We start from the raw sequence: 16,487 nt of genomic DNA on the forward strand, positions 1-16,487 counted from the left end.
GGCCCGCGCAGGCTTGCAACGATTGCTTGCAAGACCTCGGCGGCGTACGTCAAGCTTCGGGATACTTCGCAAGGAGCCACCATGGGTTTGCTTCGATCGCTCTCGCTACTGATGGTCCCCTTCCTCGGCGGCTGCTTCTTCGGATCGGGGGATCGGGAGCTCCCGCCGGTCGAGTACAGTCCGGGTTTCTTCGCCGCGTTCGACCAGATGGTCGACGACACGATGTCCCGGGGCTCGCTCGACGAAAAGGCGCGCACGCTCGACGCCGAGTTTGCGCGTCGCGTGGACGAGGGACCCGGGCCGAACGAGGTCGTGGCTGTCGGACCGACCTGGGACAAGGTGGAGACATTTCTCTCGATCGGGCTGCTTTCGGCCGAGATCATGGCGCCGATCGACGGCTCCGAGCAGAGCCGGGTGGACATTCTGGGGCACGCCGCGGACCGGGTGCTCCGGAGCGACACCGAGGCCATCGCTACCTGGAACCGCACCGTCCGCGACATGGGTTTTGCCGACGCGCGGATCGAGCCCACGGGGGAGCTCGTCTGGGAGTCGCTCTACCTCGTGCTCACCGAATCGGAGCACGCTTATCAAGATGTCTGGGTCGAAAGCGGCACCTGGGTCGAGGGAGCCTGGGTCCGCACGGACGGGTACTACGAGCAGTTATGGGTCGACGGGTATTACGAATCCGTCTGGCAGGACGGCGCCTGCTACGACGAATACGTCAGCACGGAGTGCGACACGTATACGGTCGAGGAGACCTGCTACGACGTGTATGTCGAAGATGGATACTGGGAGAGCTACTGCTCCGGATACGACGACGAGGGCAACTGCGTCGAATGGACCGACGAGTGGGTGGACACGGGGTACTACGAGACCCAATGTGATCCCGCGTATTCGTACGAGGAGTGTACCGACCTCTACGAAACGGTCTGCGACCCGGGGCAATGGGTGGATATCTGGATCGAGGGGCACTGGGTCGAGGGGGCGTGGGTCCCCGGCGAGCTCGTCTGGGTGGAAGGGTACTGGAGCGACACCTCGGGGTATCGGACCGTGGCGCTCCCGGCGCAGGAGGCCGAGATCCTCGAGACGGGAATCGCATACGTGGCGTCCTTGGGTCCGGAGCGCGTGGGCGCTGATTGTTACGCGAGGCTCGACGAGGCCCTCGTGAAATCGGGAGAAAGCCCGCCCGAGAGCGCCGTGAAACTCTCGCGGGGCGCAATCCTTTCTTGCCTGTCGCAACACTGAGACGAAACGGTGGCCACGGCACGGTACCCCGCATGGCAGGGCGTTGATTTTCGTCCCTGCCGCGCGGGGTATCGGGCATGATGAGCCATGATTTCTTCCAGACTATTTCTCAGCTCTGCCGCGGCGCTCGCGGCTCTGTTCATGGCGGCCTGCTCGGACGCGCCCGAGGACACCGGCACCGGCGGGCAGGGCGGCGGCGGGACAACGTCGATGGGCGGATCCGGCGGTGCGGGAGGGGGCGGCGCCGCCGGCGGGGGCGGCCCCGTCATCCCCACGGAACACCCGCGAATCTACCTGAACGAGGCGAACCGCACGCGACTCTCCTCCGCGCTCGCAAACGCCGAACCGGCCGCCGTACGCTTCCGGGACATGGTCGACGGCCACCTGCAAAATGGCAATGTCTATGCATTCGAGGCGCACTTCGCGGCGCTCCTCGGCGTCCTTACCGGCGAGGCGGATTATTGCAAATACGCCGTCGACAGCGTCGAAGCGCGCGTCGCCGCGGAAGAGGCGTTGGCCGCCGCCGGAGAGCGCGCCGAAGTAGCCCACGACAGCTACCTCTACGTCGGCGAGACCATCGGCGACCTCGCGCTGGTCCACGATTGGTGCTTCGCCTCCACCACGCCCGAGCAGCGCGCCCGCTGGCTCGCGTATGCCAACCAGGCGGTCTGGAACGTGTGGCACCCGGAGGAGGCGAGCTGGGGAGGCGTCTCCTATCCGTGGAGCGGCTGGTCGATCGAGAACCCCTCGAACAACTACTATTACTCCTTTCTGCGCGCGACGATGCTCCTCGGCCTGACGTCTGTCGGAGAGCACGAAAACGCGCAGACGTGGATCGACATGTTCCGCGAGACGAAGATCCAGGACGAGCTCGTGCCCACGTTCACGAGTGATCTCCAGGGCGGCGGTTCGCGCGAGGGAACCGGTTATGGCGTGGCCATGAAGAACCTGTTCCGGCTCTACGACCTGTGGGAATCGAGCACCGGCGAGCGGATCTGGGATCTCACGAGCCACACGCGCGCGTCGCTGCCGAGCCTCATCCATTCCACCGTGCCCACCCTCGATCGCATCGCGCCGATCGGCGACCACGCGCGCGACAGCACGGCGGCCCTCTTCGATTACCATCGTTCCTACGTGCTGACCCTGTCCCACCTGCTCGGCCCGGACGATCCGCTCACGGACGTGGCGCAGACCTGGCTCGACGATTGCTCGGTGCCGCAGATGGATCAGCGGTTCATGTACATCGACGACTTTCTCTATTACACGAAGGCGCACGCCAAACGCCCGCTCTCGGATCTGCACCCGACATACCACGCGCCGGGCACGGGGAACGTCTACTTCCGGAACGGCTGGGACACGAAAGCTTCGTGGGGCGCATTCATCGCCGGCCCCTTCACGGAGAGCCACGCGCACCGCGACCAGGGCTCGCTTTTGATCTACCAGGGCGAATGGCTGGCCTACGATCAGAACATCCAGTCCCAATCGGGGATCTACCAGAACGAAGAGGCGCACAACCTCGTGCGTATCGAGCAGAACGGCGCCACGGTCACGATGCAAAATGGCGCGTCGAACCTGGTAGCGCTGCACGATACGCCGCAATTCCTCTACCTGCGCGCGGACATCACGCCCGTCTACGGCGGGAAAGCGGCCGTGGGCCGCGTGGATCGCGAGGTGCTCTTCTTGAAGGGACCAGGCGCCTTCGTGGTGATGGATCGCGTCGACACGAACGAGGGCGCACAGGCCGTGTGGCAATTCAATGCGCCCATCGCGCCCAAACCCCTCGGCGAGGGGTGGGAGGTGAGCGGCGCGCAAGGCTCGCTCGAGGTAAGGCCGCTCTTCCCCGCGCTCCCCAGCGCAGAGGTGCTCGCCTGGCCGTCGCTCGAAGCAGAAATGAATGGCGGCTACCGGCTCGACGTCCGCGACCCGGCCGCAGGCGGACAGGCGCGTTTCCTGACGCTGCTCGCGCCGGCGGGATCCCTTTCGAACGCCTATCTGTCGACGGCCCCAGGCATGATCGGCGCGATCGTGACATTCGACGGGACGAGCGTCGAGGTGCTCTTCGGCGAGGATCAGGCCGGCGGTACGCTGAGGCTCAAGCCCAGTGAGGGCACGGTGTTCGACGGCCCTCTCCCCGAGACCATCGGCACGCTGCCGCTCCTCGACGCAGGGAACTGAGGCGGTCGCTCCCCCTCTCCCGCTTCTGCTTCCGCTCCCTCCCTACGTCCGAATCCCCAGCAGATTCAGCGCATCTGCCCAGAGTTGCCCAAGATTCCGGTTGCACACATTGGGCGCCCTCGCGGAACACCGCCCCGCCCTTGCGGGACGCGTGCCCGCCCTTGCGGAACATCACCCCGCCGTCGTGGAACATCACCCCGCCGTCGTGGAACGCCACCCCGCCGTCGTGGAACGCCACCCCGCCGTCGTGGAACGCCACCCCGCCGTCGTGGAACATCGCCCCGCCCTCGCGGGACGCCGGCCCGCCCTTGCGGAACATCGCCCCGCCCTCGCGGGACGTCTCCCCGCCCTCGTGGGACATCGCCCCGGCCTTCCCGAAAACGATCCCGCCCTCGCGGGACATCGCCTCACCCGCCGGAGCAGGCACGCGCTCCCGAGGGTGCGCGCGATCTCGCGCACGTTGCCCGGCAGGTCCCCCAAAAAGAGCGCGGGCGCCGTCACGTCCCTCCCGTTCGTGGAGGAGCTCGGGGAGGTCCAGCGCATCCTGTCGCGCGTCGACGAGCCCGATTATAAGGCGCTCGTGATCGAGCTCGGCCTCACGCGGCACGTTTTGCGGCTCAGGGACCTCGAAGGGAAGTACCGCGCCGCCATCGAGGGGCTCGGCGGGCAGGTGACCTACGCCCAGGTGAAGGACGCGCGCGCCAAGGGGCAATCCCTCATGCTCCAGGCCGTGGCCATGATCCTCGGCGAGTATCCCTCCGACAGCGACGCCGATCGAAAGGCCCGCGGCGCGCTGCTCGGGCCGATCCTCGTGCAAAACGAGGCCATCCGTCGTTACTTGCGCGAACGCAAGCCCATTGAGGATGTGAACCCGGAGACCGGTGGAATCGAGCAGACACCGCCCGCGCACGGCGAGGCGCAAGCCTTGGCCTGACCCCGCAGATTTCCCGCGCCGATTCGTCTTGCCGACCCCACGCGCTGGCCTACCATCGCGGCGTGTTCGAATCGGGCCGCTCTGCACCCCCGCCTGCATCCTCCGCCCCCGCCCCGCGGACCCTCACGGAGTTCGACGGGTATCGCCTCCTCGAGCGGCTTGGCGAGGGTGCGATGGGCGAGGTTTGGCGCGCCCTCGATCTCACGCTCGAACGCCACGTCGCGATCAAAATGATCCGCGGCGCTTCTCCGGCCGAACGTGATCGCGAGCGCTTCCGCCTCGAAGCCCTCGCGCTCGGCCGGATCGAGCATCCGAACGTGGTCGCGGTCTACCGCAGCGGCGAGGCGCTCGGGCAGCCTTACATCGTGTACGAGCTCGTCGCCGGGCAGAGCCTCGATACACTCGCGGGCACGCTCGACTGGCAGGAGATCCTCGCGCTCGGCGTCGACGTCGCGCGTGGGCTCGCGGCGGCCCATCGCGCCTCCGTCCTGCATCGCGACCTCAAGCCGGCCAATGTCATGCGCACCCGCGCGGGCGCTGGCAAGCTCATCGATTTCGGCGTCGCCAAGGTCCCGGCGCGGCCCGCGCCCGAGGAGGCGGGCCCCGAGAGCATCGCGCGCTTCGTGGCGAATGCGGTCCTGCCCTCGGCCGATGTGACCCGGAAAGGGGATATCCTCGGCACGCCTCGCTACCTCGCGCCCGAGCTGTGGAAGGGCGCGCCCGCGACCATCGCGAGCGACATCTATTCCCTCGGCCTCATCCTCTGGGAGCTGCTCTCCGGCGTGCCACCGTACGGCCCCAAACGGCCTTTGATGCAGCTCGTCGAGGCAATCCTCAAAGAGCCCCTGCCGAGCATCGCCGCGCTCCGCCCCGACGTCCCCTTCGAGCTCGCCGCGACCGTCGATCGCGCGGTGCAAAAGGATCCCGCTAAGCGCTTCGCCTCGGCGGACGCGCTCGCGGATGCCCTCGAAGGCGTGGTCGCGACGAGCCGCGCGCTCGGCTTGCTCCCCGAGATCGCGGCCTCGCCGTCGGAACGACAGGCCGAGCTCGTGCGCATGATGTTCAAGCGGGCGCTCTCGCGCTCGAGCTTCCCCCAGCGATTTTATGATCGCTTGTTCGCGCGCCACCCCGAGATGCGGCATCTTTTCCCGGACGATCTCTCCGGCCAGGGACGCAAGCTCGTCACCGCGTTGACCGCGAGCGTCGCTTGCCTGCGGGATGCGCACGGGCTCCACGCGATGCTCGAAGAGCTCGGCGCGCGGCACGTGCTTTACGGCGTCCGCGAGGTGCACGTCGATTCCTTTGGCGAGGCGCTCCGCGCGGAGCTCGATCTCTCCGAGGGCGGCCAGATGGCCGACGAGCTCGCCGAGGCGTGGAGCCACGCCTGGGAGCAGCTCTCGGGCGCCGTCCTTCGCGGCATTCGGCGCGCCGCGGGTGCGGAGGCGGAGGCGAAAGCGGACTCCGGCGTCACCACGCGGACGACGAACGGCCCCGAGGCGATTGCCGCGTTGCTCCAGGCCACGGCGCTTTTCTCGGACCTCGACGGCGACGAGCTTCGCGAGATGGCCTCGTTGATGCGACCCTTCCGCGCCGAGGTCGGTGATGTCCTCTGCATGCAGGGCTCGCCGGCGGACAGGCTTTATCTCGTCGAGGACGGGCTCCTCGCGGTCTCGAGCCGGACGCCCGGGGACGACCGCATCTTCGTCGGCGAGAGTGGCCCGGGCGGCGTGCTCGGCGAGCTCGCCTTGAACCAGCCCATGCTGCGCGCGGCCACCGTCACCGCGGTCCGGCGCACCTCGGGTGTCGCGCTGGAGATCGCCGATTTCGAGCACCTGCGCCGCGCGCGCCACCCCGCCGCGCTGAAGGTCCTGCGCCGCCTCTCCCTTTTTCTTTGCAACGAGCTGCGTGCCGTCACCCGTGAAATGGCGGGCCCCGCGCCCTCCGCCGTCCTTGCGCCGGTCGAGGATCTCGGCGAGGGCCAGCCGATCTCGCCGCACATCGCGTCCTCTCTCCTCGCCCTTTCCTTCTTCGAATCCTTCAGCGTCGAACAGATCGCGCAGGTCGCGAGCGTCCTCGTCGAGCGCGTGGTGCCGCGCGGCCGCACGATCTTCGCCGAAGGCGCGAGCAGCGGCTCGGCCTTCGTCCTCGCGCGTGGCGCCGTCGAAATCACCGTCCGCTCGGGCCCGAGGCAAACGCACCTCGCCGTCTTCGGGCCTGGAAAGACCATGGGCCTGGACGCGCTGCTCGATCGCGGCCCGCAGCGGGTCACGTGCATTGCGCGGGAAAACGTGGTGCTCCTCGAGCTTTCGCCCGAGCCGCTCGCGCGCCTCTTCGCAGGGAGCCCCGCCATGGCCTTCACGCTCGCCGAGGCCATCAATCGTGACCTCATCGACGCCCTCCAGCTGGCGGACGCCGGCATTGCCCGGCGCGCGACACAGGCGCTCCTCGTGGGCACGCACAGCGATCGCACGATGGGCACGAAGACGCTGATGCGAATGACCCTGGCGAGCACGGCGCGGGCCGCCGCGGCTGGTACGGAAACACTCGTCGGGCAGAGCTTGAGCGGGTTCGTCGAGGGCCTCCGGACCTTGCTCGACGTCCCCCACGCCCCGCATGACGATGCGGACGCGACCCGCCCGCAAGCGTGGCCGCGCGATGCGCGTTCCGACAAGGAGGCGCTCCTCGCGAAGGTGCGCGCCTCGGTCATCGGGGACGATATGGTCGTTCCCGGGCCCTTCGGATCGCGGCGCCTGGTTCATGCGAATGAAGCTGCATCGGGCCGCTCGCTGAGCTTCCTCGAGGAGTTTCTCCGGAGCGAGGTGATGCCGCTCCACCCCAATTCGCTCCTCCGCGAGGACGCGCGTGAACTCATCCACCAGAGCGTGGGGGGTGGCAGCGACGACATCGTCATCTTCTGCGGATCGGGCGCGACGTCCGCGATCGACGAGGTTGTCCGGGCACTCGGGCTCGAGGTACCGCCCGCGCTCGACGAACGGTATCGCCTGCGGGATCGGATTCCGGAACACGAGCGCCCCGTCGTTTTCATCGGGCCCTACGAGCACCCTTCGAATGAGCTTCCTTGGCGCGAATCCATCGCCGACGTCGTGACGATCGACGTGGACGCCGAGGGCCGCATCGATCTCCATGCGCTCGAAGCGGAGCTCCTCCGACATGCGGACCGCCCGCTCAAGATCGGGAGTTTTTCGGCGGCGTCCCACGTGACGGGCATCCTCTCGGACGACGTCGCGATCGCGACCCTCCTGCACCGGCACGGCGCGCTATCCTTCTGGGATTGCACCGCCGCAGGGCCTTCCCTCGACATTCGGATGAACCCCGCGGGCCAAGGCGCCCTCGCGTCCAAGGACGCCGTCTTCCTCTCGCCGCACGAATTCATCGGTGGTCCCGGCGCTCCTTTCGTCCTCGTCGCCAAACGCTCGCTCGTCGCTCGACGCAAGGAGACGGGCACGGAGGCCGTCCTCGAATCCATTCGCGCGGGCCTTGCCTTTCAGCTCAAGGCGGCCATCGGCACGGACACGATTCGCGCCCGCGAGAACGATTTCGTCAAGCGCGCCATGGCCTCGTTCCGAACGAATGGAAAGATCTGGCTGCTCGGCGATCCGGACCTCGAACGATTGTCCTTCGTGTCGCTCCTGATCCGCCACGGCCGCGACCAGTTCCTCCACTGGAACTTCGTCGTCGCCCTGCTGAACGATCTTTTCGGCATCCAGGCGCACGGCCAATGCGCCTCCACGGGCCCGTATGGCCACCGCATCCTCGACATCGACCACGCGCATTCCGCGGCCTTCGCGGGCGCGCTCGAGGCCGGCGGCGGCGTGTTCCGGCCGGGCTGGGTCCGGATTCATTTCAATTCCTTCCTCACGGAGACGGTCTTCCTCTACATCGTCGCCGCGATCCACATGATCGCGAACGACGGCTGGAAGCTCCTCCCGATGTACCGGTGCGACGCCGAAACGGGCCTGTGGACGCACGTCGCCGGCCGTCCCCGGCCCGCGCTCCGCCTGAACGATCTGGCCTACCGCGGGGGCGAGCTCGAATATCGATCGATGCGCACGAGTGAGCCGGAAAGCGCGCTCGCCGCGTACCTCGACGAAGCGCGGTCGATATTCGCGAGCGCCCCCGTCGAGGGTCCGTCGGATCCGCACGGCGAGCTTGACATCCCGGAAGCTTTCCGCCATTTGCGCTGGTTCCCGACGCCGCTGGAGGCCTCCCACGCGCGCCGGGCGTACGATTTCTGAGGAGACACACCGGAATGACCACGAAAAAAGCCGCGCCGAAGAAGGCCGCGGACAAGGACGAGAGCCGCATCGTTTTCCCGGATCCCGGCCTGCACATTGCCGTGCTCGGCGCGTTGATGGAGGCCGAGGCCGTGAATCAGGAGCGGGTCGAGGCCAAGCTCGAAGGGATCGAGGGCGACGACGATACGGTTCGGCTCCAGGCGGCCATGGCCCGGCTGCAGTCGATCAAGCTCGATCGCAAGAAGGTCGCGCGGCTCGAGCGGCTCGATTTCGACGGCGGAAACGAGATCTACATGATGATGGAACACGGCGCCGGCATCTATACCGGCGGCGAGGACGACGCCTATTCGCTCCGCTCGCTTGCAGGAATCGGCGCGCTCGAGGCCCTCGAGACACTCGACCTCGACGGCCACGGCTTTTTCGACGAGCTCCGCGATCTCCGCCCCCTCGAAGGACTGGCCAAGCTCACGGATCTCACCCTGACCGGCGATTGGACGCACGCGGCGAGCCTGGAAACGCTCCCCAAGCTCGCGAATCTCGACGTTCGGCTCGGCTCCGTCGACGACCCCGCGGTCCTCGATCGCCTCGCGGCGCGTGGGGTCGAAGTCTTGCGCTGAACGCCCGCTCGCCCCAGAAAGCCGATATGGCAACTGGGCAGCATTCACGAAGGAAGTTCGGCGTACTCTTCGGCATGGGGGTCGTCGGCGTCCTCAGCCTGCTCCCCGTGTACATCCCACAGCTCCGGCAATTGGCGACGACGGGCGGTGCGCACGGCTGGTCGCTGCCCGCGCTCGTGGTCGCGTCGGTGTTCCAGTTCCTCTTCCTCATGGCATTGGGCGTCGCGCTCGGGATGGCCTTCGCGCCCCGATTGCACCTGCGATCCCACATCGCCGCATGGGCAGCGCGTGAACCGAAGCTTTCTCCGGGATTCTGGAAAGAAGCGCCGCTCGCCCTCGGCCTCGGGGCCCTCACCGCGCTCGTGCTCCTCGTCCTCGACCACTTCTTCGCCCCCTCCATGGGCGAAGCGACGGCGCAGAAACTCTACATCCTCCAGGACCTCCCCCTGAATCAGAAGGTCATGAACGTCCTTCACGGGGGAATCAACGAAGAGCTCATCTATCGTTGGGGCCTGGCGTCATTTCTCGCCTGGCTCATTGGAAGTGTCCGCGGGAAGGCCTCGGGCAGCCCTCCCGCGGGGACGATGTGGGCCGCGATCGTGCTCGCCGCCCTCGTTTTCGGGGCAGCCCACCTGCCCGTCTTCGTCGGGCAGAGCATCGTTGCGCTCACGACGCCCGTGGTCGTGCGGACCGTCGTATTGAATGCAATCGCCGGCATCGTCTTCGGCTGGCTCTATTTCCGCCGCAGCCTGGAAGCCGCAATGCTCGCCCATGCGATGCTCCACATCACCTGGGCCATCCTCTCGTACCTCGTCTGAATCCTGCCCGCGCCGTCCTCGCGCGAATCCCGACTGACGACAACACCTGGTCACTCGTGCAACCACCCACGCCGGCCGCCCGCGTTGAAATGCGGGCTTTCGGCGTTCTTCCATGCCTTGCCTGCCTGGCGCGTCTCGTGCATTCTGCTTTCGCTTCGTTCGTCCGTGGACGCGGCCCGGGGAATCCGAGCCCCCCCCGGAGCCAGAGCTTCAGGCAAGGAGACTTTACATGCCGTCCTTTTCCAAGAGCGTAATTGGCTTGCTCCTCGCGAGCCCCCTCGTCGCATCCCTCATTGCCGTAGGCTGTAGCGATGATCCCCAGACGCAGACTCCCAGCGGCTCGGGCGCCAGCGGTTCGGGCGCCAGCGGCGGCATGGGCGGCGCGGGCGGCAGCACGGGCGGCGCGGGCGGCGTAGGCGGCACGGGCGGCACGGGCGGCAATACGGGCGGGTCGGGTGGCACGGGCAACATCCCGGACGCCGGCCCGGATGGTTGGGGGGGCCTCGACGGCGGGTTCGTCATGGCCTCGTGCGTCAACCAGGTCTACCAGTGCGGCGACACGCTCGACAACGACGGCGACGGCCTCATCGACTGGCAGGACCCGTCGTGCCTCGGCCCCTGCGACAACAGCGAGGATGGCCTCGGCGTGAGCATCCCCGGCGGCTCCGGCGCGGCGTGCGTTTCGGACTGCTTCTGGGATTCGAACTCCGGCACGGGCAACGACGAGTGCTACTGGAACCACCAGTGCGACCCGCTCTCCGTCGCGCCCGACTACAACCCGGAGTGGTGGAACGGCAACAAGTGCCAGTACAACGCGAACGCGAACACGCCTGGCACGAACCTGAGCTGTGACGAGCTGCTCAACAACCAGCCCGAGACCTGCAAGCAGATCTGCCCGGCGCTCACCCCGAACGGCTGCGATTGCTTCGGCTGCTGCGTCCTTTACAAAGATGGACAGCCGCACGGTCCCGTTTGGCTCGGCACCGAGGATGGCCTCGGCAACTTCGCCTGCACGCTCGATAAGCTCGACGATCCGAAGAGCTGCGCCCCGTGCACCCAGGTGAAGGGCGCCTGCTACAACGAATGCGGGAAGTGCGAGCTCTGCATCGGCAAGGACACCCTGCCGCCCGAGTGCTTCCCGCCGCCCCCGGACGCGGGCGTCGACGGCGGCGGCGGCATGGGCGGCATGGGCGGCACGGACGCGGGCAACCCGCCCTCCGAGCAGTGCCCCGGTGGCGAGCAGCCCTGCGGCCTGGCCGGCCAGGAGCCCTGCGCCATCGGCTACTACTGCACCACGGGTTGCTGCATCAAGGTGCCCAAGTGAAACCGGCCGGGGCCGAGACCTCTCGGCCCCGAGCACAGTTCTGCGACGAACTCGGCCTCCAAACCCCTCCCCTCACAGCACGAATTCGGTGTAAGTAGCGGACGCCTGGGCCGTCTTAAAGCCCAAGCATCGGTGAGCCGCAGCGTCGGCCCCGAGCGTCTTCCGAGGTGCGGCGACGCCGCCGCGCTCCCGAACCACGGCAGCATAGATTTCCAAGGAGCCAACCCATGCGCCTCTCGATGATCCTCCCCGTGGCCCTGCTGGGCCTGTTCGCCGTCGGCTGCGGCGGCAGCGACACCCCGGACCCGAACGACCCCTCGCAGCAGAACCAGTACGCCCAGGGCCAGCAGCCCGGCGCGTACAATCCGAACCAGTACCAGCAGCCCGCCCCCGCCGTGACGACGCCCGCCCCCGCCGCGACGACCCCCGCCCCGACGGGGACGACGGGCGCCTCGGCTGGCGCTCCGGCCACGCCGATCGCCCCCGCGGCCGCGCAGGTCGCCACGCTCGCGCTCCAGGGCCTCGCCGCCTCGGAGGCCCCCGGCATGCAGGCCGACGGCCAGCCCTTCGCCGCCCAGTTCCAGGAGGGCCAGGTCCTCGAGCAGGCGATCAACATCGAGGCCGGCAAGTGCTACTCGGTCATCGCCTCCGGCGTCGGCATCCAGCAGCTCGACGTGCAGCTCGTCCTCCACGCCGCCCCCCTGCCCCCCCAGGTCCTCGCCCAGAGCAACGGCCAGGGCGCCACGGCCATCCTCGGCGGCAAGGCGAACGGTTGCTTCAAGAACCCGCTGCCGATCGGCGGCCCCGGCAAGGTCATCGTGAAGGCCACCCGCGGCGCCGGCCTCGCCGCCGCCCAGATCTACAAGAAGTAACGATCCGCCAGGGTCGGATCCCCCCGCCTCGCCGCCCATCGTCCCGGCGGCCCTCCACGTTCTCCCTTCCCGTCGCCATTTTCCGCAATTACGCGGTGTTACCGCCGTCGGCCCGTGCACGACTTGCCCGAGCCGGTCGGCCCGAAGTTCGCTAGCGCACCGGGCGACTCCGGTTCGCGGCGACGATGCATAAATCCTTCCCCACTGCGCTGGTCGATGGAGACGCTCGTCCCGGACGCGAGGGCGGCCGCGGGCGGCCCGCGTTCGAGCACGAAGCGACCTTCCACGTCGAAGGCCTCTCCTGCCGGAGTTGCGCCCGGCACGCCGAGCAAGCCTTGCGCGCGCTGCCCGGCGTCCGCGCGGCGTCCGTCGGCTTCTTCGGCGAGATCGCCCAGGCCATCTACGACGTGCGGGTCACGAGCGAGCGCGAGATCACCCAGGCCATGACCCAGCGCGGCTTCACGCTCACGGCCGCCACGGGCGCACCACCGAGCGAACGAGCGCGGCTCGACGCCGGACGGTTCGGCCTCGTCGTCGCGCTCCTCGCGAACCTCATCGCCCTCGCCTCGTGGCGGCCCACACGCGCCCCCGAGCGGGAAATCGCCTGGGTCGAGCTCGGCTTCACGTTGCTCCTGTTCGCCGTGGCCGGACCGCCCCTCTACCATCGCGCCCGCGCCCTCGTTCGCCGCGGCGTCCTCGGTACCGAGATCGTCACGCTGGCCTGCGCCACGCTCGCGCTCGCCCTGGGCGTCATCGCGATGTTGTTCGATCCGAACCGCGCCGCCTCCATCCTGGAGAAGCTCGCGCGGTTCGGGCTCGAGCTCGACGGCCTCTCGCTCGCGGCGTTCGAGGCGTCCGGCGCGATCCTCGGTTTTTCGATCCTCGGCCTCTACGCGCACACGGCGCTCCTCACGCGGGCCTTCCGGAGCCTTTCGCACGCGGCGTCGGCCCGCGAGGCCCGCGTGCGCCGCGTGGGCGCGAACGGCGTGGACGAGCGCGTCGCGTGCGCCCTGCTCGCGCCCGGGGACCGCGTGCGCCTTGGCGAAGGCGACATCGCGCCCGTGGAGATCGTCCTCGAGAGCGCGGCGCGCGTGGCCCTGCCGGAGGGCCGCGCCGAGGATCGGGCCGGCGGAGAGATCGTCGAGACCGGCGCGCGGCTCCTCTCGAGCGAGGTCACGGGCCGCGTGGCGCGCGCGCCCTCGTCGGAGGTCGCCGCCGCGGCCGACGCCGAGGTGCATCGCGCCGCCCTGCGGATCGAGCGCGACGCGCGGCAACGCAGCGGGAAATCGTTCGCGCACATCGCCTCGCTCGCGCTGTCGGTCGCGTCCGTCTCGTTCGCCGGCTTCGCGTTCGTCGTGCACGCGCTGCTCGGCCGCGGCCCGTTCCACCCCGACGGCTACCTCACGGCGATCGCGGTGCTCATCGGCGCCTCGCCTGCGGCCTTCCTGATCGCGCTGCCGGCCGCGCGGACCATCGCCGTCCTGCGGGCGCGCGCGGCTGGCGTGGTCGTCAAGGATCCGGCGGCGCTCGAAGGCCTCGCCACCGCCACGGTCGCCTGCTTCGACAAGACGGGCACCGTGACGCTGGGCACGCCGCGGGTCACGCGCCTCGCGTGGCGCGAGTTCCCGGAGATCTCGCTCCTCGAAGACGTGGCCGCGCTAGAAGCCTGCGCGTCGCACCGGGCAGGACGCGCCATCGCGCATCACCTCGCCGTGGCCGGCGTGCGTCCGGGCCCGCTCGACGAGACCCCGGACGTGCGCCCCGACGGCGTGGTCGGCCGGGCGCGTGGCGCGCTCGTGGAAGTCTCGGCCGCGCGCCCCGGCGATCCCCTGCCCCCGGACGCGCGCGAGGGTGCGAGCGTCGTGTGCGTCCGTCGAAACGGCACCGTCGAGGCCTGGTTCGAGCTCTGGGATCCGCCGCGGGTGGGGGCGGAGAAGGCGTTCCGCGCGCTCTTTCAGCGCGGCCTCGGCTGCCGGCTCGTGAGCGGCGACGGCCCCGACGCGACGCTCGCGCTCGCGCACCGGCTCGGCGTGCCCGCGCTCGGCGGCCTCGGCCCTACGGAGAAAGCCCTACACGTCCGTGACCTCCAGCAGGCCGGCGCGCGAGTCCTCCACATCAGCGACGGCCAGGAAGACCGCACGAAAAAGTGCCCGGCGGACGTCTCGCTCGCCGTCGCCCCGGGCGCCTTGCCCGTGGCGGTACCGGCGCCCCTCGTGCTCTCGGACGACCGCCTGGAGACCATCGCGTGGCTCGTCGACCTCGCGCGCGCGTTGCGTGCGACCCTGAGGCAGAGCCTCCTCGTCTCCGTCGTCTACAATGCGGCCGTCATCCCGCTCTGCGCGGCGGGCGTTTTGAGCCCGCTCGTCGCGGCGGGCCTCGCGTTCGGCGAGGCCTTGATCCTGTGCGGGAACGCGGCGCGCCTCCTGGTTTCGCCCGGGCTACCTGGGAAGACCTCGGCGCCTCCGGGTTTGCCCGCCGCGGGCGCTCTCGCGCACGTCCGGACAGACCGGGTGCCCCTCCCGCCCTGAAAAACCTGGCGATCGTACGAGAGAGAGGTCGCCGCCGGCATCGTTCCGGGGTAAACTCCCCCCCGATGCGCTTTCTTTCTCGACTTACCTGGTTTGTCCTCTTCGCCACGGCGGGGCCGGCCCTTTTCGGCTGCTCTGCGGAGGAAGCGAAGAGCGCGGAGACGCCCTGGTCGCCGCCCGTCGAGCCAGCCCCCAAGACGCAGCTCATCTTCACGAACGAGGGTCCTCTCACGCTCGGCATGCGTGAAATGGCCACGATCACGGTGCGCACGGAGCCGCCGTCGTCGGACGAGGTCAGGTTCGTCCTGCTCGGCGATTCGCTCGACGCGACGCTCGATCGCGTGGCCGCGCCGATGGACGCGGAGGGCGCCGCGACGGTGACGATGCGCGCGCCGAACAAGGCGACGGCGTACCGGCTTCGCGCGTGGATCAAGGACGGACCCGCGGCCGATCTCCCGGTCACGGTGAGCGGCGACGGCTTCGCGACGCTCGAGGTCTTGCCGCAGTACAAGGGCAAACGCGAGGTCACGGAGTGGACGGTCAGCGTGCTGCCGCGTTCGACGTGCGAGGCGGTCGCGCCGCTCCTGCCGGAAAACGCCCCGGCTGACTTCGTGGGCAGCGCGCCCGTCGACGCGCAGCTGCTCGTGGAGAAAGCGCCCGTCGGCCCGACGATCGCGGTCTCGGTGCGCGCCGGCCACTTCGCCTGGGGCTGCGCGACGGCGAGTGGCCTCCTCGCCGGCACGACGCAGACGATCAAGGTCAACGTCATCGACAAACCCATCGTCGTCGGCAAGACCGACCTCGACGTGACGCTCACCTTCGTGCCCGCACAGGCGCAGTTCCTCTCGATGATGACGGCGGCGGGCAAGAGCTTGCTGGACAGGTTCTCGCCCGCGGAGATCGAGATGGCCAGCGTGCTGCTCGACGACATGGCCGCGCGCGTGTCCGCGCAAGATGCCGTGCTCTTCGCCGACGCTCGCGCGGCGAGCGGCTGGGACACGATCACGAAGGATCACCTCGCCGCGCAGCCGATGTCGCTGCGCGCGGCGCTCGAAGGCTTCCTGCAGAAGGGCACCGCCGCGCCGCCGACCGAGCTCGCGGGGCGCCTCACCGCGATCACGGCCGTGCCCGGGTACGGGAGTTTTTCGCCGAGCCGCTTCGGCGTCGTTCCGGCCGACGAAGCCGGCATGCCGGGCACACACCTCGTGAAGATCGCGTCCGAGCCGGGCGACACCATCTCCACGAGCGGCGAGATCTTCTGGCTGCCCACGCGTTACGTGGGCGGCGCTTGCAAGAGCGCGGCGCTCGAAGGCGCGCCCGAAGGCAGCACGATGGGTGACGCGCTCGCGACGATCGCGGCCTGTGACGCGCTCGGCCAAGCCCTCGGCGGCTTCGGGACCTGCGACGCCACGTGCCTCGCGGGCCTCTGTCAGGAGGCGCTCACCGCGCGCTGGGACGCGGCCCAGGATGGTTCTGCCATCGAGGGAAAAATCGGCCTCATCCAGATCTTCGCGGCGGCGGGCGCGAAGGTCGACGACATCGCGGTGCCCGTCTCGCTCCAGGGCTCGTGGCTCGGCAGCGTGACCGACGGCGTGATCGTCGCGCCGATCGATAAGGCTCCGGTCACGGGCGTGCTTCCCGACCTCGGCGAAGAGATGCCTCCCGAGCCGGCGCCCGAGCCGGCGCCCGAGCCGGGAGCGCCCGAGCCCTGATTCACG

General features: G+C 69.2%; 10 protein-coding genes. All 10 read left to right on the plus strand.

Translation table 11 applies throughout. From position 1 onward, the window contains the following. Window positions 1-81: 81 nt before the first annotated feature. Window positions 82-1,245 (plus strand): hypothetical protein, encoded by a 1,164-nt coding sequence (locus tag KEG57_RS24695; protein WP_272423307.1) that lies wholly within the window; start codon window positions 82-84, stop codon window positions 1,243-1,245. 87 nt (window positions 1,246-1,332) lie between these two features. Then, window positions 1,333-3,420, plus strand: a complete 2,088-nt coding sequence (locus KEG57_RS24700; RefSeq protein WP_272423306.1) for a hypothetical protein — start codon at window positions 1,333-1,335, stop codon at window positions 3,418-3,420. A 439-nt stretch (window positions 3,421-3,859) separates the two neighbouring features. Continuing rightward, entirely contained in the window at window positions 3,860-4,354 is a 495-nt protein-coding gene (locus tag KEG57_RS24705) for a hypothetical protein (RefSeq protein WP_272423305.1), read from the plus strand. A gap of 62 nt (window positions 4,355-4,416) precedes the next feature. After that, window positions 4,417-8,610, plus strand: a complete 4,194-nt coding sequence (locus tag KEG57_RS24710) for an aminotransferase class V-fold PLP-dependent enzyme (RefSeq protein ID WP_272423304.1) — start codon at window positions 4,417-4,419, stop codon at window positions 8,608-8,610. 14 nt (window positions 8,611-8,624) lie between these two features. Beyond that, window positions 8,625-9,227 carry a DUF6892 domain-containing protein gene (locus KEG57_RS24715; RefSeq protein ID WP_272423303.1) on the plus strand — a complete coding sequence of 201 codons (603 nt, stop codon included), beginning with the start codon at window positions 8,625-8,627 and terminating at the stop codon, window positions 9,225-9,227. 26 nt (window positions 9,228-9,253) lie between these two features. Further along, complete coding sequence (locus KEG57_RS24720; RefSeq protein ID WP_272423302.1) at window positions 9,254-10,045, plus strand: CPBP family intramembrane glutamic endopeptidase; 792 nt, start codon at window positions 9,254-9,256, stop codon at window positions 10,043-10,045. A 229-nt stretch (window positions 10,046-10,274) separates the two neighbouring features. After that, on the plus strand, window positions 10,275-11,369 hold the full coding sequence (locus KEG57_RS24725; protein WP_272423301.1) for a hypothetical protein: 1,095 nt from the start codon (window positions 10,275-10,277) through the stop codon (window positions 11,367-11,369). Between the two features lie 227 nt (window positions 11,370-11,596). Further along, window positions 11,597-12,241 (plus strand): hypothetical protein, encoded by a 645-nt coding sequence (locus KEG57_RS24730; protein WP_272423300.1) that lies wholly within the window; start codon window positions 11,597-11,599, stop codon window positions 12,239-12,241. 185 nt (window positions 12,242-12,426) lie between these two features. Next, entirely contained in the window at window positions 12,427-14,769 is a 2,343-nt protein-coding gene (locus tag KEG57_RS24735) for an HAD family hydrolase (protein WP_272423299.1), read from the plus strand. Window positions 14,770-14,834: 65 nt separating this feature from the next. After that, window positions 14,835-16,481 carry a hypothetical protein gene (locus tag KEG57_RS24740; RefSeq protein WP_272423297.1) on the plus strand — a complete coding sequence of 549 codons (1,647 nt, stop codon included), beginning with the start codon at window positions 14,835-14,837 and terminating at the stop codon, window positions 16,479-16,481. The last annotated feature ends 6 nt before the right edge of the window (window positions 16,482-16,487 follow it).

The organism is Polyangium jinanense (genome assembly GCF_028435365.1).